Annotated in this window: 28 protein-coding genes; 12 read left to right on the forward strand and 16 right to left on the reverse strand. The window is 68.2% G+C overall.

Features of this window, described 5'->3' with window-relative positions; translation table 11 throughout:
* On the reverse strand, positions 1–151 hold a 151-nt coding region (locus CA951_RS34560; protein WP_143543147.1), incomplete at its 3' end, for an SDR family NAD(P)-dependent oxidoreductase.
* A gap of 156 nt (positions 152–307) precedes the next feature.
* Between CA951_RS34560 and CA951_RS34565 the strand changes: the two genes are divergently transcribed.
* Positions 308–655: a hypothetical protein gene (locus CA951_RS34565; protein WP_087561163.1), complete on the forward strand. Its 348-nt coding sequence runs from the start codon at positions 308–310 to the stop codon at positions 653–655.
* A 38-nt stretch (positions 656–693) separates the two neighbouring features.
* Here CA951_RS34565 and CA951_RS34570 read toward each other — a convergent pair whose 3' ends face one another.
* From CA951_RS34570 to CA951_RS34590, 5 genes are all read right to left on the reverse strand, one after another.
* A complete protein-coding gene (locus tag CA951_RS34570) occupies positions 694–1041 on the reverse strand; it encodes a UBP-type zinc finger domain-containing protein (RefSeq protein ID WP_087561164.1) in 348 nt (115 codons plus the stop codon).
* Positions 1034–2482 carry an ATP-binding protein gene (locus CA951_RS34575; RefSeq protein ID WP_087561165.1) on the reverse strand — a complete coding sequence of 483 codons (1449 nt, stop codon included), beginning with the start codon at positions 2480–2482 and terminating at the stop codon, positions 1034–1036. The genes CA951_RS34570 and CA951_RS34575 overlap by 8 nt, the downstream gene beginning before the upstream one ends.
* Before the next feature lie 13 nt (positions 2483–2495).
* Positions 2496–4172, reverse strand: coding sequence for an FAD-dependent oxidoreductase (locus CA951_RS34580; RefSeq protein ID WP_087561166.1), 1677 nt, complete (start codon positions 4170–4172; stop codon positions 2496–2498).
* An 82-nt stretch (positions 4173–4254) separates the two neighbouring features.
* Positions 4255–4959 carry a TMEM165/GDT1 family protein gene (locus tag CA951_RS34585; RefSeq protein WP_087561167.1) on the reverse strand — a complete coding sequence of 235 codons (705 nt, stop codon included), beginning with the start codon at positions 4957–4959 and terminating at the stop codon, positions 4255–4257.
* 281 nt (positions 4960–5240) lie between these two features.
* Positions 5241–5768: a peptidase gene (locus CA951_RS34590; RefSeq protein WP_087561244.1), complete on the reverse strand. Its 528-nt coding sequence runs from the start codon at positions 5766–5768 to the stop codon at positions 5241–5243.
* A gap of 257 nt (positions 5769–6025) precedes the next feature.
* Between CA951_RS34590 and CA951_RS34595 the strand changes: the two genes are divergently transcribed.
* Both CA951_RS34595 and CA951_RS34600 read left to right on the forward strand, forming a co-directional pair.
* The gene (locus CA951_RS34595) at positions 6026–6295 is read left to right on the forward strand and encodes a hypothetical protein (protein ID WP_256974211.1); all 270 of its coding nucleotides are present in this window, start codon (positions 6026–6028) and stop codon (positions 6293–6295) included.
* A 175-nt stretch (positions 6296–6470) separates the two neighbouring features.
* Entirely contained in the window at positions 6471–7820 is a 1350-nt protein-coding gene (locus tag CA951_RS34600) for a hypothetical protein (protein ID WP_087561168.1), read from the forward strand.
* A gap of 3 nt (positions 7821–7823) precedes the next feature.
* On the opposite strand, the gene CA951_RS34605 is transcribed toward CA951_RS34600, so the two are convergent.
* Positions 7824–9263, reverse strand: coding sequence for an amidase (locus CA951_RS34605; protein WP_087561169.1), 1440 nt, complete (start codon positions 9261–9263; stop codon positions 7824–7826).
* A 116-nt stretch (positions 9264–9379) separates the two neighbouring features.
* A complete protein-coding gene (locus CA951_RS34610) occupies positions 9380–10003 on the reverse strand; it encodes a superoxide dismutase (protein WP_087561170.1) in 624 nt (207 codons plus the stop codon).
* A gap of 258 nt (positions 10004–10261) precedes the next feature.
* On the opposite strand from CA951_RS34610, the gene CA951_RS34620 reads away from it, so the two are divergent.
* Positions 10262–11455 carry an acyltransferase gene (locus tag CA951_RS34620; protein ID WP_087561172.1) on the forward strand — a complete coding sequence of 398 codons (1194 nt, stop codon included), beginning with the start codon at positions 10262–10264 and terminating at the stop codon, positions 11453–11455.
* Positions 11415–12125 carry a peptide-methionine (S)-S-oxide reductase MsrA gene (gene msrA, locus CA951_RS34625; RefSeq protein ID WP_087561173.1) on the forward strand — a complete coding sequence of 237 codons (711 nt, stop codon included), beginning with the start codon at positions 11415–11417 and terminating at the stop codon, positions 12123–12125. Before CA951_RS34620 ends, msrA begins: the two co-directional genes overlap by 41 nt.
* Before the next feature lie 8 nt (positions 12126–12133).
* On the opposite strand, the gene CA951_RS34630 is transcribed toward msrA, so the two are convergent.
* Together CA951_RS34630 and CA951_RS34635 are read right to left on the reverse strand one after the other, a co-directional pair.
* Complete coding sequence (locus tag CA951_RS34630) at positions 12134–12604, reverse strand: DUF1772 domain-containing protein (RefSeq protein ID WP_087561174.1); 471 nt, start codon at positions 12602–12604, stop codon at positions 12134–12136.
* A gap of 2 nt (positions 12605–12606) precedes the next feature.
* Positions 12607–13332, reverse strand: coding sequence for an NmrA family transcriptional regulator (locus CA951_RS34635; RefSeq protein WP_087561175.1), 726 nt, complete (start codon positions 13330–13332; stop codon positions 12607–12609).
* Between the two features lie 80 nt (positions 13333–13412).
* Between CA951_RS34635 and CA951_RS34640 the strand changes: the two genes are divergently transcribed.
* Together CA951_RS34640 and CA951_RS34645 are read left to right on the forward strand one after the other, a co-directional pair.
* A complete protein-coding gene (locus CA951_RS34640) occupies positions 13413–14354 on the forward strand; it encodes an AraC family transcriptional regulator (RefSeq protein ID WP_087561176.1) in 942 nt (313 codons plus the stop codon).
* 108 nt (positions 14355–14462) lie between these two features.
* Positions 14463–15056 carry a hypothetical protein gene (locus CA951_RS34645; RefSeq protein ID WP_087561177.1) on the forward strand — a complete coding sequence of 198 codons (594 nt, stop codon included), beginning with the start codon at positions 14463–14465 and terminating at the stop codon, positions 15054–15056.
* A 43-nt stretch (positions 15057–15099) separates the two neighbouring features.
* Here the strand turns inward: CA951_RS34645 and CA951_RS34650 are convergent, their stop codons facing one another.
* Positions 15100–15411 carry a DUF3303 domain-containing protein gene (locus CA951_RS34650; protein WP_087561178.1) on the reverse strand — a complete coding sequence of 104 codons (312 nt, stop codon included), beginning with the start codon at positions 15409–15411 and terminating at the stop codon, positions 15100–15102.
* Positions 15412–15552: 141 nt separating this feature from the next.
* Positions 15553–16482, reverse strand: a complete 930-nt coding sequence (locus CA951_RS34655; RefSeq protein WP_087561179.1) for an LLM class F420-dependent oxidoreductase — start codon at positions 16480–16482, stop codon at positions 15553–15555.
* A gap of 41 nt (positions 16483–16523) precedes the next feature.
* On the opposite strand from CA951_RS34655, the gene CA951_RS34660 reads away from it, so the two are divergent.
* A complete protein-coding gene (locus CA951_RS34660) occupies positions 16524–17390 on the forward strand; it encodes a S49 family peptidase (protein ID WP_087561180.1) in 867 nt (288 codons plus the stop codon).
* On the opposite strand, the gene CA951_RS34665 is transcribed toward CA951_RS34660, so the two are convergent.
* Positions 17391–19172 (reverse strand): hypothetical protein, encoded by a 1782-nt coding sequence (locus CA951_RS34665; protein ID WP_087561181.1) that lies wholly within the window; start codon positions 19170–19172, stop codon positions 17391–17393. It lies immediately after the preceding gene.
* A 457-nt stretch (positions 19173–19629) separates the two neighbouring features.
* On the opposite strand from CA951_RS34665, the gene CA951_RS34675 reads away from it, so the two are divergent.
* The 3 genes from CA951_RS34675 to CA951_RS34685 are packed head-to-tail and all read left to right on the forward strand — an operon-like array spanning position 19630 to position 22334.
* Complete coding sequence (locus CA951_RS34675; RefSeq protein ID WP_087561182.1) at positions 19630–20625, forward strand: DUF4328 domain-containing protein; 996 nt, start codon at positions 19630–19632, stop codon at positions 20623–20625.
* Positions 20622–21386, forward strand: coding sequence for a glycerophosphodiester phosphodiesterase family protein (locus CA951_RS34680; protein ID WP_087561183.1), 765 nt, complete (start codon positions 20622–20624; stop codon positions 21384–21386). The genes CA951_RS34675 and CA951_RS34680 overlap by 4 nt, the downstream gene beginning before the upstream one ends.
* A 33-nt stretch (positions 21387–21419) precedes the next feature.
* On the forward strand, positions 21420–22334 hold the full coding sequence (locus tag CA951_RS34685; RefSeq protein ID WP_087561184.1) for a DUF5926 family protein: 915 nt from the start codon (positions 21420–21422) through the stop codon (positions 22332–22334).
* A gap of 68 nt (positions 22335–22402) precedes the next feature.
* Here CA951_RS34685 and CA951_RS34690 read toward each other — a convergent pair whose 3' ends face one another.
* Positions 22403–22948, reverse strand: coding sequence for a ferritin (locus CA951_RS34690; RefSeq protein WP_087561185.1), 546 nt, complete (start codon positions 22946–22948; stop codon positions 22403–22405).
* Positions 22949–23176: 228 nt separating this feature from the next.
* Here CA951_RS34690 and CA951_RS34695 point away from each other — a divergent pair, with 228 nt between their 5' ends.
* On the forward strand, positions 23177–24367 hold the full coding sequence (locus CA951_RS34695) for a lipase family protein (protein WP_087561186.1): 1191 nt from the start codon (positions 23177–23179) through the stop codon (positions 24365–24367).
* A gap of 9 nt (positions 24368–24376) precedes the next feature.
* Here the strand turns inward: CA951_RS34695 and CA951_RS34700 are convergent, their stop codons facing one another.
* Together CA951_RS34700 and CA951_RS34705 are read right to left on the reverse strand one after the other, a co-directional pair.
* On the reverse strand, positions 24377–24928 hold the full coding sequence (locus CA951_RS34700; protein ID WP_143543148.1) for a ferritin: 552 nt from the start codon (positions 24926–24928) through the stop codon (positions 24377–24379).
* Between the two features lie 23 nt (positions 24929–24951).
* Positions 24952–26163, reverse strand: a complete 1212-nt coding sequence (locus CA951_RS34705; RefSeq protein WP_256974212.1) for an LCP family protein — start codon at positions 26161–26163, stop codon at positions 24952–24954.
* Between the last annotated feature and the right edge of the window lie 100 nt (positions 26164–26263).

The raw sequence follows: 26263 nt of genomic DNA on the forward strand, positions 1-26263 counted from the left end.
CGTCGGGGACGTTGTCGCCGGCGCGTTCGATTGACTGCTGCAGGTCCAGTCCGAACACGGTGGCTCCGGCGCCGGCGAGACGCTTGGCGGTGGCGGCACCGAGGCCCGAGGCCGCTCCGGTGACCAGTGCGGCGGTTCCCTGAATTTCCACAGTTCGCATCCTTCGTTTCCGGCGACCTCCGTTGGCCGACCCTGGTGACCTGCACCATAACGGTCGCTCGGCGTGACGGCAGCGCTGAGGGAAGCATTACAGGCGGGAGAGCGGGTAGTTTCTCTCGCGGGTGGAGCGACGACCGTAGGGGGACGGATGATCGAGGATCGGCTCGAAGTGGATCGGGACGCGTTGGTGCGGTGCATCGCCGCGTGCGACACGTTGGCGGCGGACATGCGGGACCTGCGGGGGCGGGCGCATCGCGAACTCGCGCCGGAGAACTTCGGTCTCGGTGAAACCCATCTGCGGTCGGCGGCGGAACTGGCCGCGCGGTTCCGGGCGACGGCGATCGGCGGCCCGGGCGTCGCCGAAGAGAATTCGGCGGTCGGGACGTTCGCCGCGCACGAGCGTTACGCCCTCGACCTGAAGGCGAAATTCGAAGCGGCGCTGGCCCGGTACGACGAGCAGGACGCGGCGACGGCGCACCGTTTCGCGCAACTCTGACCGTGCTCGGCGCACATCTCCAAGGGAAACGTCGAGGGTCAGTGGATGTACGCCTGCCAGTCCGGCGGAACGCGCGAGCCGGGACCGGGGACCGTCTGGTCGATCGGATGATGTTGCGGCGGAGCAAGTTCAGGTCCCTCGAAGGCCGTCTCGGTGGCGTAGTTCCAGAACCACGACTCGCCCGGTTCGAAGCTCCGCACGACGGGGTGGCCGGTGGCCGCGGCGTGCTTGGTGGCGTGTTGTTCCGGTGACGAGTCGCAGCAACCGATGTGCCCGCACTGCGCGCAGCGGCGCAGGTGCACCCACCACCCGCCGGCGCTGTCGCATTCGACGCAGCCGTCTCCGCTCGGCTGCACGCTCGGGTCGATTCCGTCCAGCTCACCCATCGGTAACTCCTTCTGCTGCTGCAACTTCGGGTTCGATCGGAATGCGGACCTGGAATCGGGTGTCGCCCGGTTCGGACTCCACGCGCAGGTCGCCGCGGTGCTTCTTCACGACGATGCGCCAGGAGATGTCGAGACCGAGCCCAGTTCCCTCGCCCACGGGTTTCGTGGTGAAGAACGGTTCGAAGATGCGGGACCGGATCTCTTCGGGCACACCCGGTCCGGTGTCGCCGATCTCGATGAGGGCCATGTCGCCGTCGCGCCGGGTGCGGACGGTGAGGGTGCCGTGGCCGTTCATGGCAGCGACGGCGTTGTCGATGAGGTTCGTCCACACCTGATTGAGTTCGGCGGCGTACGCGGGGATCAGCGGCAGCGCCGGGTCGTACTCCTTCACCACCGTCACCGAATCGCCGATCTTGCGGCCGAGCATCACCAGCGAGCTGTCGAGCAGTTCCCGCAGGTCGACGCGCTGGTAGGGGGCGCGGTCCATCTGCGAGTACTGCTTCGCGGCGTTCACCAGCGTGGACACCCGGGCCGTGGAGTCGGCGATCTCGTTCATCAGCAGTTCGGTCTCGATGGTGTAGTTGAGCCAGCGGATCGCGCTCTCGACCATCGATTCGTCGTCGACGCTCGCGACGATCCGCTCGAGCCACGGCACGTCGAGCCCGGCCTGCACGAATGTGGGCGCCAGGTCCCAGCCGCCGGAGACGCCGTGGTCGTCGAACCAGTCGCCGAGTTCGTCCTCGCGGTCGGACGCTTCGAGCGGGGTCAGCGTCGGCGCCTTCGCCACCAGTTCCGCGGCCTCTTCCTGCAACCGGATCAACGTGGCCAGCGCCTGCCTGTCGTACACACCCGAGGCGATCACGCCCAGCTTCTGCCGCATGTGCGACACCCGGTCGCGCAGCGACGCCGTCGCCCGGACCGCGGCGGCCGCCGGATTGTTCAGTTCGTGCGTCAACCCCGCCGACAGCGAACCCAGCGCGAGGAGACGTTCCCGCTGGTCGACGACCTGCTTCGCGTTCTGGTTGCCGAAGAACAGCCCCTCCAGCAGATGCACGGCCATCGGGAACCATTCACGCATCAGCTGCCCGAACCGGTCGGCGTCGAGGACGAAGAACTTCGACGGGGCGGTGACGCGCATCGACGCGGTGTACGTCTGGGGTGCGCGGTCGCCGAGATACGACTGCCACGCCCCGGCGTACACGCCGCGCTGGGTCGTCCGGTTGAACTCGATGTCTTCGCCGCCCGACAGTTTGCTCAGCACGAGTTCGCCTTCGATCAACACGTAGAAGCACGTCGCGACCTCACCCTCCTCGAACACCGGCCCGGGTTCGATCAGCTCGACGTGCCCCTTCTCGCAGAGCTGCTCGAGCTGGTGGTCGGTGAGCTTCTCGAAGAGGAACAGCGTCCTCAACACGGGGGGATCGCACGGAAGTCGGCTCATGGTCTGCCCCTGGTCACGGTTGGCCGATGTAGCGGTGGACGAGCATCACGGCCATGGCGCCTTCCCCGACCGCCGACGCCACCCGCTTCGCCGACTCGGAGCGCACGTCCCCGGCGGCGAAGATGCCGGGAACGCTCGTCTCGAGGTGGTGCGGGAGGCGGTCGAGGGGCCAGCCGCGCGGCGGCTTGCCGTCGACGACGAGGTCGGGACCGGACACGACGAACCCGTTCTCGTCCCGCGCGACGACGCCGTCGAGCCAGTCGGTCCGCGGGGCGGCGCCGATGAACAGGAACAGGAATCCGGCGTCGACGGTCTGCTCGTCGCCGGTCGCGTTGTTGCGCAGCCGGATCTTCTCGAGGTGCGCGTCGCCTTCGACGCCGATCACCTCGGTGCACGGCCGCACGCGGATGCGCGGGTTCCGTTCGATCTGCTGGACGAGGTAGTACGACATCGAATCCTCGAGCGACTGCGCCCGCACGACGATGGTGACCGTCCGGGCGCCGCGCGAGAGGTAGACGGCGGCCTGACCGGCGGAGTTGGCGCCACCGACGATGTACACGTCCTGGTCGGTGCAGCGGGCCGCCTCGGTGACGGCGGAACCGTAGTAGACGCCGCGGCCGGTGAGGTCGTCGACGCCGGGCGCGGGATGACGCCGGTAGGAGACGCCGGTCGCCAGGATGACCGTGTGCGCGTCGACGGTGTCGCCGTCCGCGAACCGGACCGTCCGCGCCGAGCCGTTGACCTCGAGCGCCACGACGTCGCGGGTGGTGATCAGTTCGGCCCCGAACCGGGTGGCCTGCCGGCGGGCCCGCTCGGCGAGTTGCGCGCCGGACACGCCGTCGGGGAACCCGAGGTAGTTCTCGATGCGCGAACTCTGACCCGCCTGCCCACCGGTCGCCGTCCGCTCGATCAGCGCGGTGCGCAGCCCCTCCGACGCGCCGTACACGGCGGCACCGAGACCGGCCGGGCCGCCGCCGACGACGACGAGGTCGTAGAAGTTCTCCGACGGGTCGGTCCGCAGTCCGAGATGACGGCCCAGTTCGGTGTCCGACGGTTCCACCAGGCATTCGCCGTCGGCGCAGATCACCACCGGCAGGCGACCGCCGTCCTCGCCGGCCGCGCTGAGCAACCGCCCGCCCTCCGGCTCGTCCGACATGTACCAGCGGTACGACAGCTGGTTGCGGGCCAGGAACTCGCGCACTTCGGAAGACCGCGGCGCCCAGCGATGCCCCACGACCTTCGTCTCCTCGGCGGGGTGGTGATTTGACGACGCCCACGCCTCGAGCAGCGCGTCGACCACCGGGTACAGCTTCTCTTCGGGCGGATCCCACGGTTTGAGCAGGTAGTGGTCGAGGTCGATGACGTTGATCGCCTCGATGGCCGCGTCCGTGTCGGCGTACGCGGTGAGCAGCACCCTGCGCGCGACCGGGTACAGATCCATGGCCTTCTCGAGGAACTCGATCCCGCTCATCGCCGGCATGCGATAGTCCGCGAGGATCGCCGCGACGGGATCGCCGCGCAGCTTCATCTGCTTCATCGCGTCGAGCGCGGACTCGCCGGATTCGGCGCGGATGATCCGGTACTTCTCACCGTATCGGCGCCGCAGGTCGCGGGCGACGGCGCGCGACACCCCGGGATCGTCGTCGACGGTGAGAATCGCGGGCTTGCCGCTCGCTACGGGATGGTTCACACACGCCCTCTCGTCCGTGAGAACTGCGAGGTACCTCGAGGCTTCCGAGTATTGCCCGAGGGGGCGTCTTTGTCGACCGGGTTCAGTCCTGGCGCTGCATCTGTTCCTGCTCGGCCACGGCCCCTCGGCGGCGCCGCGACCACACGGCGCGTCCGGCGGCACCGACCAGCGCCAGAACGACGACGGCGGCCCCGGCGATCGGACCGGCGATGTTGCCGGGGAACAGGCCCTCGAGCAGCAACCAGACGCCGAACGCGAAGAACAGCACGGCCGCGCCGATGCGGATGACGCTCTCGGGCAGATGCTTGCCCAGCACGGCGCCGACGACGATGGCCATGGCGTCGGCCGCCACCATGCCGACGGTCGAGCCGATCCACACGCCGATCGTGTCGTGGTCGGTGGCGAGGGTGATGGTGGCGAGCATGGTCTTGTCACCGAGTTCGGCGAGGAAGAACGCGGAGGTGACGGCCAGGAACGCGGAGCGGGTGGCGCGGCGGGCCTTGAGTTGCTCGTCTTCGCTGAGGTCGTCGCCGCGCAGCGTCCACGCGCCGAAGATCAGGAAGGCGACACCGCCGACGACGCTGATCGCCGCGGTCGGCAGCGCGACACCGAGGTAGTGGCCGACGGCCACCGACACCAGGTGGACCACGGTGGTCGCGACGGTGATGCCGGCGATGACGACCCACCAGCGGTAGCGCAGGGCGAACGTCATCGCCATCAGCTGGGATTTGTCGCCCAGTTCGGCGACGAAGATCACGCCGAAACTCAGCAGCGCGGCGGTCAGCACGACAAATCCTCCTCCAGTAGTGGGTCGGAGGATGGAATGGATTCCTCCGGCCTGGCAGACGCGGCGGTGCGTCTGTCGGCCGAAGGTCTCGCCCACCGGTGTCGGAACCGGTCCGCCAGGCCGGGCCCGGAACCTCGCAGTGCGAGATTGCCGCGCCAGTATGTCGACACAGGCGATTGGGGGCTACTCCCCTTCGTTGCGACCCACGTTAGCGAGGGTCGAACGAAAAGGCAAAAGCGACAAGAAGTTTGGGCTCCCGGGAGCTCAAACTTCGGGTACCCTCACGAGGCCAGCAGCATGGCCAAAACGGCGGTGTCGGGATCGCTGATCGGGTCGATGCCGACCCGGCTGACCATGGACGTCACGGTCCCGTCCGCCTCTGCCTCCACCCACGCCGCCCGGTGTTCGAGCCCGAGGTGGGGGAGACCCGGGAGCAGGACGCAGCCCGAGGCCGCGCCCGCGCACTCGGGAAGCGACGGGGTGGTCTCCGACGGCGGGTGCAGCATCATCAGCGCCGGCGGCAGATGATCCGCGAACCGGCCGGGAGCGAGCGCGAACTCCCCGAGGACGGTGCCCTCGGCCACCACGAGGCCGACCGTCTCGGGCTCGGGTTCCTCCGGCAGATCCTCGTGCGCGCCGAAGACCGTGGTGGTGTGGAGCAACCCCGGAACGCACGCCACGCGCACGGCGAGCGCCAGGAGCTGAGCCCATTCCTTGGTGGTATCGGGCCAGCGCCCGGAAATGACAAATCCCCGCAAAGTACCCGCGGCCTGGAAGGGCGAGATGCCGATGTAGCCGTCCCTGTTCATCTCTGCCTCCTCGGTGTGATGACACGCTGCGAACACGACTGGTTCTGCACACCTCGTTGGGTACTTGAAGGATGCGCCCGACAATGCCTGGCACACAAGAGCATGTGAGTGCTAATCGTCCCTTGGGAACGCAAATCCACTCACGGGTGAACGGCATCTGACGGTCCGGCGTGCAGAAAACTGCCAGCTTTACTGCAGGTTTACCGCGAGGCGTGGCGGTTGAGGTGGGAGAGCCCACCGACGAAAGACCGAAAAGTATGGGATCGTCCGCGTCCGAACCGGAAGCGTCCGGATACCTGAAGACCCAGAATCTGCGCTTCTACCGGGAGAAGATCGAGGGCCTGGAGTTCCGCCGCAAACTGCGAGTCCGGCTGTGCAACACCCGCAGGCCGATCGACCACGACGCCCTCGAGACCAAGGCCAACGAGCGGATGCCCTACGGGGTCACCGCTTCCACCCGCGACTGGACATGTCGGTGGTCCGGGTGTCGAAGTACTGCCCTCGCGAAAACGGGGACCCCGTCGTGAATTTCGCTTTCCAGGATCTCAAAGGAACGTTCTCGGCGTTCGACATCGTCGTCTCGCTCGCGTTGTCGTTCTAGTTGTCGCCGCGGGGTAGACATCTCAGCGGGGCAAGAATATCTCAGAGAATCCTCAGAGTCGTCACAATCTGCCGCTACGAAAGCCACCTATCCTCACCGGAATGACCTCTGAGCGCACACGGAATTCCGCGAATCACGCCAAAACCGAGTCGACGCGAAAGGTCCTCACACCGCGGCGGGTCGCCGCGGCCGCCATGGCCGGTCTGGTCCTGGCATCCGCAGGCGGGCTCGGATACGTGTTTCTCGGCGGCGGCGCGGTCGACAGCCGGACGGTGGCGATCGTCAACACCGACGCCGGTGCGACCGTGGACGGAAAACCGGTGCGGGCGAGCGACACCCTGATCGAGAAGCTCGAGGCGAACGAGGCGTTCGACTGGCAGGTGGTCGACGCGGGCGCGGCGGCGGGCGGCGACTGGTTCGCCACGGTGACCGTGCCCGAGGACTTCAGCGAGGCCGTCTCCTCGGTGTGGGGTGCGAAGCCGCGGCAGGCGACCCTCGACGTCGACGTCGCGGGTTCCGACTCTGCCGCGTCCGAGGAACTGTCCGGGGTGGTGTCCTCCCAGATCGGCGCGGACGGCATCACGGATCTGCTGGCGGACATGTCCTCGTCGCGGACGCGGTTCCAGCAGGCGGGAATGACGGCCGGGTTCCTCGCGGCCGGGACCGCCGCGGCAGACGATGCGGCGCAACAACTCACCGAGGGCGCCGACACCCTGCTCCCGTATCTCGAGACGGCCCGAGCCGGCTCGGTGCAACTGCTGGGTGTGGCGGATCAGGTGGCGGGCGTGGTCGGCGAGACGTCGGGGACGGCCAACAATCTCGCGGACCGGTTGAGCGCGCTGGGGCTGACCCTGGGCGAGGCGAACGACAGCGCCACCCAGATGCGCACCAGGATCGACGACGCGATCCGCGTCCTCGACGGCACTCCCGCTGCACCGGACGTGGTCCCGTCGCTCCGGCAGGTCGGTGCCGACCTCGACCTGCTCTCCTCACAACTCGGTTCGGTGCCCGGTCTGCTCGGCGGGCAGGTCGGCCCCGACACCGACCTCGGCGAACTCGTCCGCGTGGCGATGGGTCAACTCACCGACGCCAGCGATCAGCTGAGCAGCGGGGCGCGGCAACTGAACGACGGCATCGTCCCGATCGCCGATCAGGCGCCTGCGATGCTCGAGGGCGCCACCTCGCAGATCGTCGACGGGTTCGCGAAGCTGAAGACGCTGTCCGGGCAACTGTCCACGGACCTCAACAACGGGGTCGCGGCGATGCCGGTGCGGACGGCGGCCCAGCAGAATCAGTTGGCGACGGTGCTCGCCGAACCGGTCGCGGTGACGCGCACCCTGTCCGCACCGGCGCCGATTCTCACCGCCGAGCACCTCGCCGTCGGCTTCGTGATCACCACCGTGCTGCTCGCAGGCGCCGTGGTGTGGATGGGCGTGCGGCGCAGGGCCTGACCGTCAGCCGGCGTCCTGGATCCGACGCCACGGCGCGGCCTGCTCGAGTTCGAACGCCAACTCGAGCAGGGTCCGCTCGTCGCCGTGATCGGCGGAGAAGTGCGACGCCAGCGGAAGACCGCGGGACGTCTCGTGCATCGGCAGCGAGATGGCGGGCCCGCCCGACGCGTTGTTCAACGGCGTGAACGCCGTGTAGGCGATCAGCTTGTCGAACAGTTCCTCGAAACTCTGCGTCGGCGAGAGGTATCCGAGCTCCGGAGTGGTGTGCGCCAGGGTCGGGGACAGGATCACGTCGTACTTCTGGAAGATCTGCGCGTACTCGCGGTACGTGCGCCGCAACCGGTACAGCACCCGCGGCGTCTTCGCGATGTTCTTGCGGTACATCGCGGCGAGTCCACGCGTCAGGTTGTCGGTGGCGTCGCGGTCGAAGTCCGGTCCGAGCATCCGCTTGCCGTTGCTGGAGATGACGAACGACAGGAACCCCCAGTAGATGCAGAAGTCCTCGACGAACGACGTGCCCACCGGCATCGGGCACTCCTCGACGTGGTGGCCGAGATCCGCGAGCAGGTCGGCGGTCGCGTGGACCGATTTGCGGGTCTCGTCGTCCGTGCGGGACACGGTGACCGAATCGACCACCACCCCGACCTTCAGGCGGGTGCTGCTCGGCCCCTCCACCAACCGGATGGGCGGCAGCGAGGGATTGCGGTAGTAGCGTTCCGCGGCCGCCATCCACCGTGCGGTGTCGCGCACCGAGCGGGTGACGGCGCCCTGCGCGATGATCCGGATCGGCAGCGTCTTGTCCATGGCGTCGGGGACGGTCCGCCCGCGGGACGGCTTCAGGCCGACGAGCCCGCAGGCGGCGGCGGGGATGCGGATGGATCCGCCGCCGTCGTTGGCGTGTGCGATGGGTACCACACCCGAGGCGACGAGCGCCGCCGAACCACCCGAGGACGCACCCGGCGAGAACGCGGGATTCCACGGGTTGTGCACGGCCTCGGCGTCCATGAACTCGGTGGACGCACTGAACCCGAACTCGGGCAGCCTGCTCTTGCCCAGCGAGAGCACACCCGTGGACAGGTACTGCGTGACGAAGTCGCTGTCCACCAGCGCGGGTTTCGCGGCGAACGCGACGCTGCCGTGCTGGGTGGGCACTCCGGCGACGTCCACGTTGTCCTTGACGACGGTCGGCACTCCCGCGAAGACGCCCTCGTGCGGTCGGTCCGCCTCCGTCAGCGCACGGTCGAAATCGGCGAACGCCAGGGCGTTCAGGGCCGGCCCGACCGACTCGGCGCGCGCGATCGCCGCCTCCGTCACCTCACGGACCGACACTTCGCCGGCGGCGATCCGGGCCGCGAGACCGGTGGCGTCGAGGTCGCCGAGCGCGTCGTCGCGGAAGGCGTGGACGACGGCGTCGTCCCTGGCGGGGGTACTGAACTCGGTCACTTGTGAAGCCTATTGGACGCTCGGCCTGCTCGGACAGGTTTCGCACCCGAAACGAGCACGGGCGCCCGGAGCACCGAGACGGTGTTCCGGGCGCCCGTGGCCGCGAAAAGCGAGGACTAGACGATCAGACCCGCGGTCTGGGTGCGTGCCTTCTCGAAGCGAGCGGAGACGTCCGCCCAGTTCACGATGTTCCAGAATGCCTTGACGTAGTCGCCCTTGACGTTCTGGTAGTCGAGGTAGAAGGCGTGCTCCCACATGTCGAGGAGCAGCAGCGGCGTGAGGCCGATCGGGATGTTGCCCTGCTGGTCGTACAGCTGGACGATGAGCAGACGCTGGCCGATGGAATCCCAGGCCAGGATGGACCAGCCGGAGCCCTGGATGGCGTTGGCGTTGGCCGAGAAGTGGTTGCGGAACGCGTCGAAGCCGCCGAACTGGTCGTCGATCGCGGCCGCGAGCTCACCGGTCGGCTTGTCGCCGCCGTCCGGGGAGAGGTTGTTCCAGAAGACAGTGTGGTTCGTGTGGCCGCCCAGGTGGAAGGCGAGGTTCTTCTCGTGCAGGTTGACCACGGCGGGCAGGGTGTCGGACTCGCGGAGCTCGGCCAGCTTGTCGAGCGCCGTGTTGGCACCGGTCACGTACGCGGCGTGATGCTTGTCGTGGTGCAGTTCCATGATCTTGCCGGAGATGTGCGGCTCGAGAGCTGCATAGTCGTACGGGAGTTCCGGCAGCGTGTAAACAGACACGAGGGTCCCTTCATCAACGGGCTGTGAGCCCTGGTGTGTTCCGGGTGTCGACGACACGTGGACACGCGTCTGACACCCGCCTTTGGCGAATCGTTCTCGGGTATATACCCAATCTCATTGGTACACCCTGCGCAACAGTTGGGGTCACGGAGCGATTCCCGGAACAGAAAGTTCGGGCACCCGAAAAAAGGCTGGCGCGGCGACACTGAATGTCGTGAGAATTCGTCCGAGCGGTGAACGGAACCTTAAGCTGACGCGATGCCTTCGCTGATACCCGTTGCAGATTCGCAGGCGGCCGCGCCGCGTGTGGAGCTCACGGGCGCGAATCTGCTCCGCTTTTTCGCAGTACTGGCCGTGATTTACTCGCACATCTCGTTCTATCTGATCGACGACCTCGGAACCGGATGGTGGTTCATCGACGTCGTCTATCAGATCTTCATCGAGCGGGGCGGACTCAACCAGCATTTGTCGTTTCTCGGGGTCGCCGTCTTCATGATGCTGACCGGGTTGTTGATCACCCGTTCGGCCATTCGCCACGAACCCGGGCACTTTCTGTTCAATCGGCTCGGCCGCATCCTTCCCGCCTTCTGGGTGGCCGTCCTCGCTGCGATCGTGCTGGTCCGCCTCGGCATCAACGGCATGTTCAGCGGGCAGGACGGTGTGTCGAACATCGACGCCGCGCTGAGTTTCGTGCTCGGCGGGTTCTTCCTCAAACCGGAGGTCGCGGTGCTGGGGGTCACGTGGACCCTCGCCGTGCAGATCCTGTTCTACTTCGCCTGCGTCGCCGCGCGTCCCGTGCTGCGCACCCTGCCCATCGCGATGCCGATGGCCGGCGCCTCGATCTGCGCCCTGATCCTGCTCTACAACCTGTACGCGCCGCAGCCGTACACGGTCCCGATGCTGTCGAAGATCGCCGCGACGCTGCCCGCCGTGTTCCTCGGGCAGATCATCTACCTCGGCTGGGCGCGGCTCGCGGACTGCCGGTGGATCGTCGTCGCCGGGCTGGCGCAGGTCGAGGTGATCCGCCTCGCCACCGACTTCCGGGTGTACTGGGCGGGCGATCACTACCTCTGGACGTTCGCCGTCGTCACCGCGTGCGTCGTGCTGGTGGGCCGGTACGACGGGCCCGCCGCGCACTGGGCCGTCGTGCGGTGGACGGCGACGCGCAGTTACGCGATCTACCTCGTCCACACGCTGATCCTCTACCGCGTGTACGAGCACACGGTCGGCTCGTTCGGCGAGACCGGTGCCGTGGTCGCGTTTCTGGTGGTGACAGCGCTGGTGTCGGAGGCGCTCTACCGGTGGGTGGAGGTGCCCGCGACGGGCTGGGTCACCGCCCGCGCCGAGCGGATGCGCATGCAGTCGGCGCTCGCCCGGAAGACCACTCCGGCACCGCGCGTAGCATCGAACCATGTCTTGGTACGACGAGCTTCTGGGTCGAGCAGCCGCTAAGTCCGTGATGGTCACCGCCGAGGACGCACTCCCCGGACGAAGTCAGCCGATCCCGGTTCCGGCGACGCATTACGTCAACGGTCACCCCCTGAAACCCCCGTTCCCCGAGGGCATGCAGACCGCGGTGCTGGGCATGGGATGTTTCTGGGGCGCCGAGAAGGAGTTCTGGCAACTCGACGGCGTCTACACCACCGCGGTGGGGTACGCCGGCGGCTACACGCCGAACCCCACCTACGAGGAGACCTGCTCGGGACGCACCGGGCACACCGAGGTGGTGCTCGTGGTCTTCGATCCGAAGGTGATCTCGTACGCCGAGATCCTCAAGGAGTTCTGGGAGAACCACGATCCCACGCAGGGCATGCGGCAGGGCAACGACCAGGGAACGCAGTACCGTTCGGCCATCTACACCATCGACGAACAGCAGGTGGAGATCGCCGAGGCCACCGGTGAGGCCTTCGAGAAGCGGCTCGCCGAGGCCGGGTACGGCGCGATCACCACGGAGATCGCCCCGCTCACGCACTTCTACTACGCCGAGGACTACCACCAGCAGTACCTCGCGAAGAACCCCGGCGGATACTGCCCCGTGCACGCCACCGGCGTCAGCTGCCCCGTCGGCCTGCTGAAGCAGGACGAAGTCCCCGCGCAGACCGACATCCTGCCGCCCTCGTAAGTCCCGGACTATCGACCACGGGTCGCGGACCACGTGAGCACGGCGGACGCCGCGATGGCGCTGACGGTGCGCACGTGGTTCCACCCCGTCCAGCCGGACACGTAGTCGCGCCAGTAGTCCGCCGAGCCCGCCGCAGTGGGGTCGATCGCGTCCAGCGCGTTGTTGTGCGGCACGTGGTAGACGATGGTCAGGACGATGCCCACGAGATACAGCGCGCACGCGATCACCGCGTACACCGCCGAACCGTCGTGCCGCACCACACTGACGATCGCGAGCGCGATCGATGTCAGCGCGGTGCCGAACAGCGCCGTCATGAACCAGAAATTCGGCGCCTCGCGGTTGATCGCCTGCATCGCCGAGATGCCCTGCGCCGGGTCCAGGCGACCGAGCCCGGTCATGATGAACGTGGAGAACGCGAACATCACACCGCCCACCACACCGGCACCGACCGCCGTGACGATCGTCAGATAGCGCTCCATGATCAAACCCTCCAGACCCCGGCCGCTGCCGCGGCACGGACGTAGTCGGTGAAGTCGCGGGGCGCGCGCCCCAGTGCGCGTTCCACCCCGTCGGTGAGTGAGGCGTTACGTCCGTCCAGCACCTCGTCGAACAGGTAGGTGAGCAGGCCGATCGCGTCGGACGGTACCCCCTGTCCTGCCAAAGCCGTCGAATACTCCTTCGAAGTGACTGGCGTGTACCGGATTTCGCGGCCTGTTGCCTCCGCGATCTCGGCGACGGCATCGCCGAACGACAGCAACCGCGGCCCGGTCAGCTCGTAGAGTTCGCCGGCGAGCGGCGAGTCGAGCATGAAACTCTCGCCGAAATTCTGGCCGAACCAACTCGAGCGCAGGATCGTCCACTCGGCGCCCGCCTTACGGATCGCGAGTTCGCCACGCTCCGCCTCGGTTTCGCCGCGACCGGAAAGCAGGACGAGACGACGCGCCCCGTTCGCGACGGCCAGGCCGGCGAACTCCTCGACGACCTCCGCTGCTCCCGGCGCCGCGAGGTCCGGGTAGTAGGCGATGTAGACCGACGTGATGCCGTCCAGCGCCGGGCGCCAGGTGTCCCGGTTGTCCCAGTCGAACGGGGGAGTGCCGGATCGGGAGCCGCCGCGGGCGGGCACACCGGCGGCGGTGAGCCCGGCGAGGACGCGGCTGCCGACCTTGCCGGTGGCGGTGAGGACGAGGGTGTGCGGAGTGGTTGTCATGTGTTCAGTCAAGACGGGGGCAGCGAGACTTTCCATGGTTGAAAAGCGCTGTTCCATACGCGAGCGTCTACGCTGGAGGCGTGGATCCCCTCGCCGGTCTCATCAGTGGTCCCCGCGCCGCCGGAGCGTTCGTGCTCCGATCGATCATGGAACCGCCGTGGTCGCTGCAGATCGACGATCACGCGCCGCTCAGCCTCGTCGCGATGGGCCGCGGCGAAGCCTGGATCCTCCCGCACACCGGCGAACCGGTGCAGCTCACCGAAGGCGACGTCGCGATCATCCGCGGACCCGAGCGGTACGTCGTCGCCGACCACCCGGACACCCCGCCGCACGTGATCATCAACCCCGACCAGAGCTGCACGACGCTCCGCGGCGAACCGCTCGCCGAGGCCATGGACCTCGGCGTGCGCACCTGGGGCAACAGCGCGAACGGCCGCACCGTGATGCTGACGGGCACCTATCAGACCCCCGGCGAGATCAGCCGGCGGCTGCTGTCCGCGCTCCCCGAACTCGTCGTGCAGCGCCGCGCCGACTGGGACTCCCGGCTCGTCACCCTCATGCACGACGAAGTGGTGCGCGACGAACCCGGGCAGGAAGCAGTCCTCGACCGCCTGCTCGACCTGCTGCTGATCGCCGTGCTGCGCGCCTGGTTCGCGAGGCCGGCGGCCGAAGCGCCGTCCTGGGTGCGGGCGCAGGGCGACCCGGTGGTCGGCAAGGCGATGCGCATCCTGCAGAACAACCCCTCACACCAGTGGACGGTCGAGTCGCTCGCCGCGGAAACCGGACTGTCGCGGGCAGCCCTCGCGCGCCGGTTCACGGAACTCGTCGGCGAACCGCCCATGACCTTCCTCGCAAACTGGCGGCTGTCACTCGCCGCGGATCTGCTCCGCGAACCCGACGCGACAGTCGCATCGGTGGCGCAGCGGGTGGGGTACGGAAGTGCATTCGCGCTGAGTGCGGCGTTCAAACGCGTGCGCGGCATGAGCCCGAAGGAGCATCGTGAGATGGCGGGCAGCAGATGAGTGTATTACGGCACAGTGCCCAATAACACACCGGATCGACTTGATCTTGTTTGCCTTGCGTACGACTCTGGATGGTAGGGAATTGTCGGCGAGAGGACCGGATCCGGAATGTGGAACAACTCTCAAGCACGGGGGCTGCGTAAGCGGTCGGCCCGTCAGCGGCACAACCCGCTGATCCGGCGCTCGGACCGGATCGAGAACATGCTCACCCTCGCCGTCGTGGTGCTCGCCTTCGCGATGCTGCCCCTCGCCATCCTCGTGGGCGCCCGGACCATCGACAGTCAGCTGACGCTGGCGGAGAAGCAGGTCGCGGACTACCGCACCGTCACCGCCACCACGCTCGCCGACTCCACCGGCGTGTCCGTCACCTCCGACGTCGCACCGTCGGGCGTCGACACCGCCCCCGCCAAGTGGACCTGGGGTAACGAAACCCGGCACGCCGACATCACCGTCGACCCCGCCACGCCTTCGGGAACGAAGCACGACATCTGGGTCAACGCCGACGGAAACCTCACCACCGAACCGATGTCGTCGTCCGCCGCCCGCGTGGCCGGCGTGATCGCCGGATTGTTCACCTGGTTCGCGGTGATGATGATCGCGCTGTCCGGCTTCCTCATCTGCCGCGCCTCCCTGAACCGCTCCCGCGACGCGCAGTGGGACCGCGACCTCCGCCAGTTCCTGGATTCGACCACCCGGCACTGAGCCGGGATCAGGGCTCGACGACCCGGCACTGAGCGGGAGTCGATCAGCTGATCGAACCTCGGAATTCGACCGCGTGCTGCGCGGCCTGCGTGGTGACGGCGATGTCGGCGACCGGGTAGACGTGGAAGTCGAAGAAGGGCCCGAACTTCGTCGGACCGTCCAGGATGTCGTTCGGGTCGTCGGCCTCGACGAAGGCGAATCCCCCGGTGCCGTCCAGGCGGCCGAGGAACTGATGGAAATTGGCCCCTTCGGCCGGCGTCCATCTCGCGAACACTTCGAGGCTCCGCCGTGCGGCCTCCTCGTTCTCGGCGGCGGAACCGCCCTCACGCACCGTCCACGTAATCACGTACTTCATCGCACCTGTTCATCTCCTCGTGGAGTCGACGCACGGTCGTTCCGGACGTACCCCGAGCATTCCACCGCCGGAGAGGGAACGGAACGTTGCTGAGCCCGCCGAACGAACCTGCCGGTCTCGAACGGGCGGTTCCGCCTCCACCTAGTTCAGCTGCGGGACGACCTCACTGGCGACCAGTTCCAGGTGGTCGAGGTCGCCGAGGTCGAGGGTCTGCAGGTAGAGCCGCTGCGACCCGGCCTCCGCGTAACGGCCGATCTTGTCGACGAGTTCGGCGGGCGACCCGGCGAGTCCGTTCTCCCGCAGTTCGCTGACCTCGCGTCCGATGTTGAGGGCGCGCTTCGCGATCTCCTCCTCCGTCCGCCCGCAGCACAGGACGAGCGCGTTGGAGTACACCAACTCCTCGGGGTCCCGGTCGATCGTCTTGCACGCGAGCCGGACCCGTTCGAACACGTCCCGCGTCTCGTCGATCGACTGGAACGGGACGTTGAACTCGTTCGCGTACTTCGCGGCCAGCGCCGGGGTCTTCTTCTTACCGGTGCCGCCGATCAGGACGGGCGGACCCTGCGGCTGCCGCGGCTTCGGGAGTGCCGGCGAATTCTTGACCGTCAGGTGCGTCCCGTCGTAGGAGAACGTCTCCCCGAGCGGGGTGCGCCACAGTCCGGTGATTACGGCGAGGGACTCCTCGAGCCGCTCGAACCGCTCCTTCAGCGGCGGGAACGGGATGCCGTACGCCTGGTGCTCCTCCTCGTACCAGCCGGCGCCGATGCCGAGGTCGACGCGACCGCCGCTCATCTGATCCACCTGCGCCACCGAGATCGCCAGCGGCCCCGGGTACCGGAACGTCGCGGACGTGACCAGGGTGCCGAGACGGATCGTGGACGTCTCGCGGGCGATGCCCGCCAGCGTGATCCACGCATCCGTCGGCCCGGGCAGGCCCTCGGTGTTCATCGCGAGGTAGTGGTCCGAGCGGAAGAACGCGCCGTATCCGAATCGTTCGGCGGCCTGCGCCACCGCCAGAAGATCGTCGTAGGTGGCACCCTGCTGGGGTTCGGTAAAGATTCGCAACTCCATGTGAACCACTCTGCCCGATCCGTGATCGGTACGCTGATTTCATGGCGAAGATCCCACTGAACCTGCCGAAACCGCTGGCCGACAAGCTGCCCGACGCGTTCGGCGGCTCCGGCGCCGGGGTGGTCCCGGTGGTGCGGCTGCAGGGGATGATCGCGTCCGGCGGAGCGGGTTTCGGGCGCGTGCTGAGCGCGGAATCCGTCGAGGAACCGTTGCGGCGCGCGTTCACCGCACACGGCGCGAAGGCGGTGGCGCTGCTGATCAACAGTCCCGGCGGATCTCCGACACAGAGCGAATACATCGCCGCCCGCATCCGTCAGCTCGCCACCGAACACGAACTGCCGGTGCTCGCGTTCTGCGAGGACGTCGTCGCGTCCGGCGGCTACTGGCTTGCCTGCGCGGCCGACGAGATCTACGCGACCGCGACTTCGGTGGTCGGCTCCGTCGGTGTCATCTCGGCGGGCTTCGGGTTCTCCGAACTGATCGACCGCCTCGGCATCGAACGCCGGCTGCATTCGGCAGGCGAGGCGAAGGCCCGCCTCGACCCGTTCTTCGCGGAGAAATCCGAGGACGTGCAGTGGCTGAACACGATCCAGGAAGGCATCCACGACGAGTTCCGCGACTGGGTGGTCGGCCGCCGCGGGGACAAGCTGAAGGCGGCCGAGGCGGAACTGTTCGACGGCGACGTCTGGCTGGGGCGCCGAGCCGTCGAACTCGGCATCGTCGACGGGATCGGCACCCTGCGCGAGGTGGTGGAGAAGCGGTTCCCCGACGCCACGATCGAGATGACCGGGCCGCGCCGCTCCCTCTTCGCGAAACTCGGGCTGCCCGCCGCGAGCTGGGACGACGTGGCCGCCGCGGTCGTCGGTGCAGCGAACGCCCGCGTCGCCTGGTCGCGGTACGGGCGGTAACTACTTCGGCACGACCACCCCGACCGGGCCCACCCCGATGCACACGGACAGGTCCGGGGTCAGGGTGCTCACGCGCAGGCTCTGACCGCCGCCGGTGAGCCGCACGAACACCGAGTTCGGGCCGCGGTGCACCGGCACCCGCACCGGGCTGCCGTCCTCCATCGCCACGGCGATCTCACCGTCCGCCGTAGCCAGGTAGTTGAGCTGCGCCGTCCACTCCCAGCCGGTCAGCGGCCCGTCGAGGGGAATCGGTTCGAAACCGCGCCGGTCCACCAGGTGCCCGCAGTCCGGGACGGGACCCGGCTCGATCGCGCGCACCCATGTCACCTGGGCGTCGACCACCGCACCGGCGTCGTCGATCATCCGGAGGTCGGGGGTGCTGTCGGAGAACGCGGGGCGGTCGCGGAGCGGGGCGAAGACCCGGCTCACCAGGTTGTTCGGGTACGCCACCGGCAACAGCACCCAGATGGACGTGGGCTGCTGGAGGATCGGCGCGTCCTTACGGTCGGCGAGCGACGCACGCGCGGTCGCGAGGTAGTCGGTGGTCGGGTTCTCCTCCCAGCTGCGGGTGAACGTGTACGTCGACCACAGACTGCTCGCGACGAACGCGCCCACGGCACAGGCCGCCACCAGCGGTCGCACCCGGACCGGCTCGGCTCGGCGACGGGGTGCACGGGCGATCACGGCGACGGCGATCGCGAGGATCACCGCGGTGTCGGTGAAGTAGCGCAGCGTCTGCGCGAGTTCGTACGTGGTGTCCGCGCCCCACCGGGTGACGACCATCGCCGTCACCGACAGCAGGAAGTACGCGGCCGTGAGCACCCACACCCAGCCGATCCGGCGCTTCAGCCGGACCGTCGCGACGACCGCCACGACCAGGGCGACCCAGCCGACCACCTCCAGCGCCGCCGACGGGGACGCCCACGGGGGGCTCGGAATCCACCGCTCCCACGTCCACGGCCCACCCACGAACGTGGGCAGCAGCCCGAGCGACGTGCCGTGGTGGAGCAACTCCAACGCGCGCGACGCCCCCGCCCATTCCCACTGCGACGCGACGGTGGAGAAGTAGAACCCGGCCCACACCGCGAGCACCCCCGCCGACGGGATCCAGAGGGCCGCGCCCCGCCGCAACGTCGACCGCACCGGCCGCTCCATCTCGCCGACGTGCGCGAGCAGGGCGACGGTCGCGAACGCGGCGAACGGCACGACGACGGACTTCTCGAAGAACAGCAGCGACGCGATCAGCACGACCGTGCCCGACACGGCGTACCGCCGCCGTCCGGTGCGGCACAATTCGAGGGCGTCGCCTGCCACCCACGCCAGCGCGATCTGCAGAGGCAGCGCGTTGAGCGCCGCCGCCCACCACGCGAACGCCGGCACGGTCAGCGGAGAGAACAGATAGATCGCCAGCGGAACCAGCAGTACGGGCCGCGGCCCGAGGATCTTGCGAAGCAACCGGAAGACCGCGTACGACGCCACCGCCTGCAGCGCGACCATCGTCAGCATCGGCAGGATCCACTGATACGGCGCGATCCGCGTCGCGATACCCGCCACCAGGAATGCTCCCGGCATGAGGTGGCCGTCGTGGTCGTAGAGCAGGAGGTCGCCGGAGAACAGGGGCAGGCTGCCGCCGCGCCCGGCGAGGATCAGATCGTCCCAGTAGAAGTCGCTGTTGGCGGCCACCCACGTCCGCACGAGAAGTTGCGCCGCGATCAGGGCGGCGGCCACCCGGAGGACACGGGCGGGCCCGAGGTCCCACCGCGAACCGGCGTCTTCCGTCATCGGTTTCCGAGATTACAGATTGGGTGGAACCAAACCGCGCCGGGCTGCGTCAGATCAAGTGTCGGGACATTTTCGCCCGGCACAGGTGGGGGAGACGACGGCCGGTCCGGAGTTCTCGGGTCGCTTCGCGGGCGATCCGAACTGGAGGGGTAATTCCGGGCCGAGCCGTCGGTCACCCGATACCGATTGTTTACCGAGCCGCGATGTCAAGTTCATCCACCGCTGTGGACCGTTCACTCGAAGCTGTCAACAATCACGGATTCACATGCGCTCTGACCTGTGTATAAGCACTACCCACACTGTCCATAACTGTGTATGAACCTGTGGAAACTGTGGATAACTCGGCATTTCCGGTGGTGCAGCTCACACATTCTCCCCAAAAAGGACGATTCGGTCGTGGGCTGCCCGTATTCGCGGGCCGTGACAGAATCGGCAATGTGAAGTGGGTGCGGAGGGCATGAGCGTCGTCGTTCAGGTGTGCGCGCGGTGCGCGGCCCGGTGGCCGGTCCTCGGCGCCCCGGCGCAGTGGTGCCCGCGCTGCCACGGTGTGCTGCTCGCCCCCGTCCGGAGCGACCACAACCAGCCGCCCGCGAGCCGGGGATTCCGCTGGATCGCGCGACCTCCGCTGCAGCGCAGCGGTCTCGCCGACGAGCCGTCGACACCCAGCCCCACCCCGCACTACACCGAGATCCCCCGCTGGGGACTCCACGATCACGTCGACGCCCCCTCCACGCGCCGCGACTGGCCGGAACTGCTCGCCGACAAGGCCGCGCGCTTCCTCATAATCACCACGGGCCTGTACGCGTTCGGGGTGCTCGCCGAACTCGGCCGGTACGCCGTCCTCCTCCGCAACCGGACCCGGCTGATCGACCCCACCGTGCTCGCCGTGTCCGACATCGCTGTTTTCCTCGGCCAGGCAGGCGGGATGCTCTTCGCGCTGCTGTCGGGAATCGCCGGAGTGTGCTGGCTGCTGCGCATGCGTCGCCGCACGTTCGCCAGGGCGAAGAAGTCCGACCCCCGCACGCCCACCGACATAGTCGTCGGGTGTGCGGTCCCGGGCCTGAACCTGGTGATGCCGGGTGTGTTCCTGCTCGAGGTGATCCGCCGCGACCCCCGCGCGGTCCTGCTGGTCCGCGCCTGGTGGAGTCTGTGGGTCTTCGGCGCCGTGCTCGTCGTCTTCAACTGGTTCTGGCGGTCCAGGCCGGGGCTGCAGGCCATGGCGGACGGCGTCCTGCTGGCCGCGTTCACGGCGCTGGTCGCCTCCGTGACCGCCCTCCTCGCGCTGATGGTGCTCCGGCGGCTCGAGGGCCGGACGCTGAAGGGCGCGAAGGAACCCGTCACCCGCTGGGTGATCGCCACCGATCCGCTGCCGCCGACCGATGCGGACAAGCCCGCCGGGAAGTCGGCGGAGAAGACGTCCGGGAACGCCGACCGGGAAGCCGTCGCGTCGTGAGCCCCGACCGGCGCGGGCCCCTGGTGGTGGCCCACCGAGGCGCATCCGCGGCCATGCCGGAACACACGCTCGCCGCCTACGAACTGGCCTTGGAGGAAGGTGCGGACGGACTCGAATGCGACGTGCGGCTCACCCGGGACGGCCACCTCGTGTGCGTCCACGACCGCACCGTCGACCGGACGTCCACCGGCACCGGCGTCGTCAGCGAGATGTCCCTCGAGGAGCTGACGGAGTTCAACTACGGGACCGAGGAGGAGCCCGCCGAACTCCTCGAGTTGAGCGCGCTGATCGCGCTCACCCTCGACTGGACGGCGCGCCCGGTGAAACTCTTCATCGAAACCAAGCACCCCGTGCGGTTCGGCGGCCTGGTCGAAAGCAAGGTCCTCGCCGAACTGCAACGCTTCGGCATCGCCGCACCCCCGTCCGCCGACCACTCCCGTGCCGTCGTGATGTCGTTCTCCGCCGGAGCGGTGTGGCGGATCCGGCGGTCGGCGCCGATGCTCCCGACCGTGCTGCTCGGCGAATCCGCCCGGTACCTCGGCGGGGGAGCCGCGACCACCGTCGGCGCCACCGCGGTCGGCCCGTCGGTGAAAACGCTGCACGAACACCCGGACATCGTCGACAAGGCCGCCGCCGCGGGACGGGCCACGTACTGCTGGACCGTCGACAACCGCAGCGACGTCGAACTGTGCCGCGAACTCGGGGTCAGCTGGGTGGCCACCAACCACCCCGGGCGCACCAAGAAGTGGCTGGCCTCCTGACCTGACCGGCGTCGGCGTGTAGGTTTTGGCGTCGTGGCAAAGAAGAGCAAGAGAAACAGTGGTCCGAAGCCCGACAGTGCCCGCGCCGAGAAGCTCGCGCAGCGGCAGGCGGAACGGGAGAGCGCCGCGGCGGCCGTGACCCGGCCGTTCGAGGGCCTCGCCGCCGAATGCGATCTGGTGGCGCTGCGCGAGTTCGTCCCGTCGGCGACCGCCCCGCTTCCCGTGAAGGATTCGTCCCGTCCGGTGACGCTCGCGACTGTGCTGCCCGGAGCCGTCGCGGCGCTGGTCCGCGACGAGGGGGACAGTGCCACCGGATTCGTCGGTGTGCAGGTCCAGGCGCATTCCGCCGACCTCGGCGCCGACCTGGCCGCGTCCGTCGCCTGGGTCCGTGACGCCGCCGGCGGCGAATCGCTGGCCTCCGCCAACCCGGGATCCGAGACCCCGGCGCTGGCCGACGTGATCGACGCGGACGCACCGCTCGACATCACCGTGCACCAGGATTTCAACTGGTGGATCCCGGAAGGTGTGGAGCCGGCCCCCGAGGTCGCGGCCACCGTGCAGCACGCGAATGCGGCGATCATGCCGTCCGCGCGGGTCGAGGCCGAGGGTGTCGTCGCCGCGTGGTGGGTCGACGCGGGCGAGAAGGCGCACATCCGCTGGGTGCGCCCGGAGAACGAGGACGATCTGATGCTGGCCCTGGCGCGCGTGCACGCGACCGGCGGCCTGCACCTCGGTGAGGGTTCGCGCTACGCCGGGTCGTTCCGGACCCACGGACTGCTGGTCCCGGTGTTCGACCTGGACCGCGAGAAGCATGCGAACGAATGGGCCGCCGCCACCGTCGAACTCGGTCAGCGACTGGCCGAGGCCCTGGCCGTCGACGCGCCCCTCACCACCGAGGAACGACGCGCCCGCGACGGACTGCGGGGCCGGCAGGTCACCCTGCGGTAGGCGCTTCGCGCTCGTGCGCCTTTCTGGTAGCTACAGCAACCAGAAAGGCGCACGAGCGGCGGAGCCGCCTAGATGGAACCGCCCGCTGCGTGCGGTGCGCCGGACGTGTCTGCGACGCCGCTCATCTCACGTGCGACGAACTCCTCGAGGTCGAACAGGTTGCTGCCCGCGCGGTCGGCGATGGTCAGCAGCGTCGTCATGCTGGCGACCTCCTCGACCTGCTCCTTGAGGAACCACTGCATGAACTGCTCGCCGAGGTAGTCGCCTTCCTCGCGGGCGGTGCTCGCCAGCTGCACGATCTGCTCGGTGACCGTCTTCTCCTGGGTCAGAGCGAGTGCGATCGGCTCGCGTGCGTTCTCGAAATGGCCCTTCGCCGCGTCGACACCCGACAGTTCCACTGAAATGTCGCGGTCGAGGAAGTACTGGACGATCATCATGGCGTGATTGCGCTCTTCGACGGCCTGCTTGTAGAAGTGCTTGGCCAGCTGCGGCAGGTCGGAGTTGTCGAAATAAACGGCCGTCGCGATGTACTGATGTGACGCGTTGAATTCGTTGCGAATCTGGTCGTGAAGCAGAGCGTGGAATTTCGTCTTGTGCGCGTCGGTCGAAGTCATGAAATGGATAATATCGCTGGTCAGAGCACGTGTCATCCAAGTTCGACCTTATTTTGGCAAGCGTTCCCAAACTAAAGTCAACCTAATTTCGGGACCATTCTGATGTCGTTTTCCTAACGTGAACTGGCGACGAACGGTGGGATGGAACGGGGCAATCCGCGTCGCCGGGCACCGGCCCCTGTATAAGATTCACATCGTTCTGACGGCGCGGCCCGGAGGGGCAGGCAATTGTTGAGACGATCCAGTGCGTGGATAGCGTTGATTCTGGGTGCCCTATTTCTGGGCGCGACGATTCCGGTTCCCGCGCAGGCCGACCCGTTGTATCCCTGGCCGGACCCCGACCCCTTCTATTCGGCCCCCGCCGACCTCGGGGTCCTGAATCCCGGCGACGTCGTGCGGACGCGCCGGATCGACACCTGGATGTTTGCGAATTCAGACGGGTGGCAGATCGCGTTCCGGTCGACGAACTCTGCGGGACATCCGATCCTGGCCGTCACCACCGTGCTGCTTCCCCGTGGCGTCGCGAACCCTCCGCTCGTGTCGTATCAGGCGATCGTGAATTCGCTGGGCACCAAATGCGCCCCGTCGCACTCGTTGTTCAATCTGGAACTGCAGGAGTCACCGGGCCTGTATCTGGGTCTGCAGCGCGGCTGGGCCGTGTCGGTGCCCGATCATCTCGGCCCGACGGGCGCATACGGTGCAGCAAAGCTCGGCGGCATGATCACCCTCGACAGCGTGCGGGCGGTGCAGCGGGTGGCCGAACTGGGGCTGACGCACAGCCCGGTGGCGCTGGCCGGCTATTCCGGGGGCGGCATGGCCAGCGCGTGGGCGGCGGCGCTGGCCCCGGCCTACGCGCCGGAGCTGAAACTCGACGCGGTGGTGGCGGGCGGGATTCCCGCGGACCTCGAGCAGATGGCCCTGGGTCTGGGGTTCAATCCGCATCCGGGGTTCGGGCTCGCGTTCGCCGCCGCGATCGGTTTGGAACGCGAATACCCGGAGCAGCTGCCGATCTCGTCGCAGCTCAACGAGACCGGGCTGTGGCTGCGCGAGTGGATGTCGAACGAATGCCGCCGGTTCCTGCTGTTCCACGGTGCCTTCCGCAGCGCCGGACAGCTGGCCGCGTCCACCAGCCTCATGGCGAGTTCGGGTGCGCACCAGGTGTTGCGCGAGAACAGCCTGCGCTACTTCGAGGGTGTTCCGACCGCGCCCCTCTACCTGTGGCACGGGACCCTCGACGGGCTGACGCCGTTCGATTCGGTCGCGGAGACCGCGCACCGCTATTGCGCTGCCGGCGCCAGACTCACGTTCGTGCCGTACGAGATATCCGAGCACATGACGACGGCAGTGGTGGGCTTTCCGGACGCGTACGAATACGTGGCCGCACGATTCCGCGGCGAACCGGCGCCCACCCGCTGCTGACCTGTCAGGTCAGACGCCGCCGCCCGCTCTCTTCGGCGCACCCGGCCGGACGGGCGTGTTCCCGCTCATCTCGCGGGCGATGAAATCCTCGATGTCGAACAGGTTGTCGCCGGCACGCTCGACGATCGTCAGGAGCGTGTGCATGTCCGAGACCTCCTCGACCTGTTCCTCGAGGAACCACTGGATGAACCGCTCGCCGAGGTAGTCGCCGCTCTCGCGGGCCGTGCGGGCGAGCTTGGTGATCTGTTCCGTGACGGCGCGTTCGCGCTCCACCGCGAGTGCGACGGGGGCGCGCACCGAGTCGAAATCGGTGACCACGTCGTCGATGCCGGTGACTTTCACCTCGAGGTTGTTGTCGATCAGGTACTGGATCATCATCATCGCGTGGCCGCGCTCCTCGGCGGCCTGCGAATAGAAGCGGCGAGCCAGTTGCGGGAGAGCGTGCGAGTCGAAATAGACGGCCACCGCGATGTACTGCTGGGATGCGGTGAATTCGTTGCGGATCTGCTGCTGCAGGAGGGCATGGAACTCGCTGGGTGCTTTCGGCGCCGGTTGCGTCATGGATGTCAGTTTACGGCCGAGCGTCACGGACCGGTGGTGACAAGTTCGGCCGGGACCTGACGGTCGTTGGCCAGTGCGTCGAAGAACTGCGACGCCCGGTCGTGATCCCAGAGCAACACGTTCCCGGAGCCGTCGACGTCCTCGAAACCGCCGACGGGGACGGTGGTCGTGACCATGTCGCCCTTGACCGCCCAGGCGAGTGCGGCGAGATTCCAGATGTGGTCGCTCTCGTCGACACGCAACGATGCGGCGGTGTCGGTGACGAGCGGCCAGACACGGAACGGGTTGAGCCACGTCGCCGGGCTGGTGGCCTTCGACATCAACGCCGCCATGAACATCCGCTGATGGTTCATCCGGTCGATGTCGGCGAGCGCGGTCGCGCGGCTGCGTACGAAGCCGAGCGCCTCCGCTCCCGCCAGTTCCTGGCAACCGGGCGCGAGGTTGATCCCCGCGAGCGGGTCGTCGATGGCGGTGTCCAGGCACATGTCGACGCCGCCGATCGCGTCGACGATGCCGGCGAATCCACCGAACCCGATCTCCGCGTAGTGGTCGATGTGCAGACCGGACGCTTCCTCGACCGTCTGGGTCAGCAGTTGCGGACCACCGAATGCGAACGACGCGTTGATCTTGTCCTCCCCGTAGCCGGGGATCGACACGTACGAGTCGCGCGGAATGCTCACCATCGTCGCCGGGCCGCCGCCGCTGGGGACGTGCACCACCATGATGGTGTCGGTGCGGTCGGGGCCGCTGTTGCCGCCGGTCGACAGCTGCTGTTCCTGTTCGGGGGTCAGCCCGGTGCGGCTGTCCGAACCGACCAGCAGCCAGTTCGTGCCGGGGGTGTCGCCGATCCGGCCGGGGTAGTCGGCCAGCGCGTCGATCCGGTTCAGTGAACTGTCGAGGTAGTAGGTCATGCCCGCGAGCGCCAGGACCAGCACCAGGAACAGGATGCCGATGCGACGCCCCCAGTGCCGTGGCCGCCGGGGCCTGCGCTGCTGCGGCGGCTCCGGGGTCCGCGACGGTGCGGGCGGCGGGGGTGGTGGCGTGCGCGGGGGACGCCGGTCGGGCACCCGTTGCGGCGGTGGTGGTGGCGCGTCGCGGTACGGCTGCGGCGTCTGGGTGGGTGCGTAGCCGCGCGGACCCTGCGGCGGGGCCGAGCGGGACAGCTGCGGTTCCGGGGCCTGCGACCACGCCTGCTGGGGCTGCGGCGGGGCGCCACGGCCGTCGCGGCGGATCACCTGGGTGCCTTCCTGCGGCGGCGGAGGGCCCTGACGCGGCGCGGGGTGTCGCGGGCGGGGCGCAGGAGGCCCCTGTTGCGGCGGACCCTGCGGCGGCACT

This window comes from Rhodococcus sp. NCIMB 12038 (assembly GCF_002165735.1).
Taxonomy (GTDB): domain Bacteria; phylum Actinomycetota; class Actinomycetes; order Mycobacteriales; family Mycobacteriaceae; genus Rhodococcus_F.